This window comes from Actinomadura bangladeshensis (assembly GCF_004348335.1).
GTDB classification, from domain to species: Bacteria; Actinomycetota; Actinomycetes; order Streptosporangiales; family Streptosporangiaceae; genus Spirillospora; species Spirillospora bangladeshensis.
This window is the reverse complement of the sequence record NZ_SMJW01000422.1, coordinates 1-4,095: the sequence shown is the minus strand read 5'-3', so window position 1 is coordinate 4,095 and position 4,095 is coordinate 1. Positions and strand designations below refer to the sequence as shown.

At 74.0% G+C, this 4,095-nt stretch carries 5 protein-coding genes; all 5 read right to left on the bottom strand.

The features are described from left to right. Positions 1–17: 17 nt before the first annotated feature. The gene (locus E1284_RS39065) at positions 18–218 is read right to left on the bottom strand and encodes a DUF3040 domain-containing protein (protein ID WP_131945174.1); all 201 of its coding nucleotides are present in this window, start codon (positions 216–218) and stop codon (positions 18–20) included. 57 nt (positions 219–275) lie between these two features. Beyond that, the gene (locus E1284_RS39060) at positions 276–1,895 is read right to left on the bottom strand and encodes a glycoside hydrolase family 10-like protein (protein WP_131945173.1); all 1,620 of its coding nucleotides are present in this window, start codon (positions 1,893–1,895) and stop codon (positions 276–278) included. A gap of 122 nt (positions 1,896–2,017) precedes the next feature. Continuing rightward, positions 2,018–2,962, bottom strand: a complete 945-nt coding sequence (locus E1284_RS39055) for a S1C family serine protease (protein ID WP_131945172.1) — start codon at positions 2,960–2,962, stop codon at positions 2,018–2,020. A gap of 63 nt (positions 2,963–3,025) precedes the next feature. Further along, entirely contained in the window at positions 3,026–3,538 is a 513-nt protein-coding gene (locus E1284_RS39050; RefSeq protein WP_131945171.1) for a GNAT family N-acetyltransferase, read from the bottom strand. A gap of 44 nt (positions 3,539–3,582) precedes the next feature. Further along, positions 3,583–4,095, bottom strand: a 513-nt coding sequence (locus tag E1284_RS39045; protein WP_131945170.1) for an SDR family NAD(P)-dependent oxidoreductase, incomplete at its 5' end; no start/stop codon positions are given.

The following is a 4,095-nucleotide window of genomic DNA, read 5'->3' as shown; positions in this document are numbered from 1 at the left end:
GGCTGGGGAAGCGGGTGTTACAGGACGGCCGCCGCGATGCCGGCGGCGATCGCGGCCAGGACGATGATGACGGCGGCGGCGGTGAGGACGATGGTGCGGGTGCGGCGCCCGCGGGGGGTGCCGTGGCGGGCGAGGCGCTGGGCCAGCCGCGGGTCGTCCTCGCTCAGGCGGACCTCGATCTGGGTGAGGATCCGCTGCTCCTCCATCGACAGCGCCATGCTTCAGACCTCCGGGGGATGATCAGGTGACTGGTTCCTCCCCCCAGACCATGATCATTATCCCTTCGGGGCGGTGACCGTTGCGCCGCGTCCGGGGGCGCTCTCGTGGTGGAGGCGGTTCAGCGCGGTGACGTAGTAGGTGTAGGCGCGGCCGGGTTCGGCGGTGGGGTCGATGATGCCGCCGCCGCGGACGTCGGCGATGAGGCGTTCGGGGTCGACGGGGGCGCAGCCGGGGCCGGTGCCGTCGACGCGGTAGACGGCGTAGGAGGAGGCGCCCTCGGAGGGCCGCCAGGTCACCTTGACGCCCTTGTCGGCGGGGACGGCGGCGGTGCCGTGCACGGGCGGCGGCGCGGCGTTCCCGCCCCGCCCCTCGCCGCTGCCGGCCTCGTCCACGGCGGGCAGGACGGCGGGGCGGGTGTAGTGGTCGTCGCGGAGCCGGGCGGCGAACCCGCGGCGGTTGGCGGCGATGTCGGAGGCGCTGAAGTACACGTCGCCGCGGACCTGCGGGTACTTGGCGTTCAGGGTGAGGTGCCGGGACAGCTCGGCGGGGTCCTTCCAGGCCGCGTCGGCGCCGACGCGGTAGGCGCCCTGCCCGATGGTGAGCTGCACGTCGGTGCCCTTGACCTGGTCGGCCCACCAGGCGACGAGCTTGGCGTAGTCGGCGCGGGGGTCGCCGATCGGCCAGTACAGCTGGGGGGTGACGTAGTCCAGCCACCCCTTCTTGATCCATTTGCGGGTGTCGGCGTAGACGTCGTCGTAGCTCTGCAGGGCGCGGGTGGGCGATCCGGCGGGGTCGCTGGTCTTGTTGCGCCAGACCCCGAAGGGGCTGATGCCGAACCGGACCCACGGTTTGGCGTCGTGGATCTTCTCCGACAGCGATTCGACGAGGGTGTCGACGTTCTTGCGGCGCCAGTCGGCGCGTTTCATGCCGCCGCCGTAGGCCTTGTAGGCGGCGTCGTCGGGGAAGTCGCCGTCCTCGGGGTAGGGGTAGAAGTAGTCGTCGAAGTGGACGGCGTCGATGTCGTACTTGGTGACGACGTCCATGACGGCCTTGGTGGCCAGGTCGCGGACCTGGGGCAGGCCCGGGTCGTACCAGAGCCCGGCCCCGTACTTGCGGACCCAGTCGGGGTGCCGGCGTGCGGGGCTCTTGGGCGACAGCTTGTTCACGTCGCCCTGGCGGGACACGCGGTAGGGGTTGAACCAGGCGTGGAACTCCAGGTTGCGGGCGTGGGCCTCCTTGAGCATGAAGGCCAGGACGTCGTAGCCGGGGTCCTTGCCCTGCGTGCCGGTGATCCACTGCGACCAGGGCTCGTACGGGGAGTCGTAGAAGGCGTCGGAGTTGGGGCGGATCTGGACGAACACCGCGTTCATGTTCATCGACCGGGCGGTGTCCAGGAGCCGGGTGTACCGCTTCTTCTGCGCGGCGGCCGAGTCGGCGTCGCCGGGCCAGTCGATGCCGCCGACGGTGGCGATCCACATGCCGCGCACCTGCCGGTGCCGGGAGTCGCCGGGCGCGGGGACCTTGGCGCATTCGGCCTCGGCGCCCGGCGGCAGGGGGCCGCGCCCGCCGGCCTCGCGCTCACCGAAGGCGGGGATGCCGCACGCGGTGAGCGCGCCCGCCGACACCGCGGCCGCCGCGGCCGCCGCCACTGCCCGGAACCTGGATCGCGTAGCCATAGCGGCTCATTGTTACGCACCCGTTGCGGTGCTCGCGCCAGAACAGCGATGCCCGTGTGCTCCCCCGCCGTCCCGTTCGCCCTGCTCCGCACCCTGTCATCTGCAGGTGCGACCGGCCGCGGTCAGGCGGGTTCGGGGTCGAGTTCGACCGGTTCGGCGATGACGTCGACCATGGCGCCGTTGCGCAGGACGGTGACGGGCAGCGGCCGGCCGATGGCCTCGGCGAACATCAGCTTCTGCAGCGACTGGGCGTGGGAGACCGGGGCGCCGCCGGCGGTCAGGACCAGGTCGCCGCGGCGCAGCCCGGCCCGGTCGGCGGGGCTGCCGGGCACGACCTCGGCGACGCGCAGCGCGTCGTCCTGCCCGGTGCGGGCCCGCAGCGCCGCCGGGACGGGCACCGGGGCGGCGGCCAGGCCGAGGAACGCGCGGCGGACGCGGCCGTCGCGGATCAGCGCGGCGATGATGCGGCGGGTGGTGGCGTTGATCGGCACCGCCAGGCCGAGCCCGATCCCGGCGACGGCGGTGGCGACGCCGACGACGCGGCCGGCGGAGTCGGCGAGCGCGCCGCCGGAGTTGCCGGGGTTGAGCGCGGCGTCGGTCTGGACGACGTCCTCGATGAGGCGGACGGCGGTGCCGGTGCGGGTGGCCTGCCGGGTCGGCAGGGACCGGCCGAGCGCCGACACCACCCCGGCGGTGACCGACCCGGCGAGGCCGAGCGGGTTGCCGACGGCGACGACGAGCTGCCCGACGACCAGGGTGTCGGCGTCGCCGAGGGTGACCGGGCCGGGGGTCGGCCCGTCGGCGCGGACCACGGCCAGATCCGACAGGGGATCGGTGCCGACGACGGTGAACTCGGCGGTGTCGCCGCCGGAGAAGGCGGCCTGCCCGCCGGTCGCGCGGCCGACGACGTGGGCGTTGGTCAGCAGGAACCCCTCGCCGGTGAACGCCACGGCCGAGCCGGAGCCCTCGCCGCGGCGGTCCCGGACGCGCAGCGCCGCCACCCGCGGGGTCAGCTCCCGCGCCACGGCCGACACCACGCGCGAATAGGCGTCCAGCGGCTCCGTCATCGCCACCTCCCGGATGATTACAGCGTTACACGGTAACCATCGCAGTGGAAGAGGTGTTCCCGGTCACAGATCGCCGCGCAGCACGCCGTACAGGACCTCGTCGCGGTAGCGGCCGCCCAGGAAGCTCCAGCCGCGCATCACGCCCTCCCGTGTGAACCCCGCCTTCTCCAGCGCCCGCTGCTCGGCGAGGTTGTCCACGTCGGTCTCGGCCTGGACCCGGTGGGCCGGGGTGTGCGCGAACAGGTACTCCACCAGCAGCCGCTGCGCGCGGGTCCCCGCGCCCCTCCCCCGCGCCTCGGGCATCAGCGTGACCCCGATGCTCCAGCACCACGACCGCGCCGTCGTCGTCACGCGGCGGTAGGACACCAGCCCGAGCCGGTCGCCGCCCGCGGCCACCAGCAGGTTGCCGGTCTCCTCGCCGAGCATCTGGTCGGCCTCCCACCGGCGCCGGAACCGGCGCGGATCGAACCAGCCCTCCCACAGGAACGGCCCGGCCAGCTCCGGATCGGTGCGCAGCCGCTCGATGAACGGCAGATCGTCCTCGGCGACGGGCCGCAGCCGCACAAGATCGTCCATGGGCGTCCACCGTAGGGCGGCGCGACCCCGCGCACCACCCGGTCTCAGCGCAGCGTGGACAGTCCCCCGTCGACGTGCAGGACCTGCCCGGTGACGTAGGACGCGCGGTCCGACAGCAGGAACACCGCCGCGTCCGCGACCTCCCACGCCGTCCCCTGCCGGCGCATCGGGATCAGGCGCGCCACCCGGTCGCGGGAGTCGCCGCCGGACGAGGCGTCCCGCCCCATCACCGTGTCGATCAGGCCCGGCGCCACCACGTTCGCGCGGATCCCGCGCGGCGCGCCCTCGGCCGCGATGTGCCGCACCAGCCCCGTCAGGCCCGCCTTGGACGCGTCGTAGGACGGCGACCGCGACCCCGGCTTCGTCCCGGCGAGCGACCCGATGAACACCAGCGACGCACCGGCCTCCAGCGCCGGCATCGCGGCCTTGCCGACCAGGAACGGGGCGCGCAGGTTCACATGCAGGACCCGGTCCCAGTCGGCCAGCGCCGTCCCGGCCAGCCCGTACCCGATCCCGATCCCGGCGTTGAACACCACCCCGTCCAGCCCGCCGAGCCC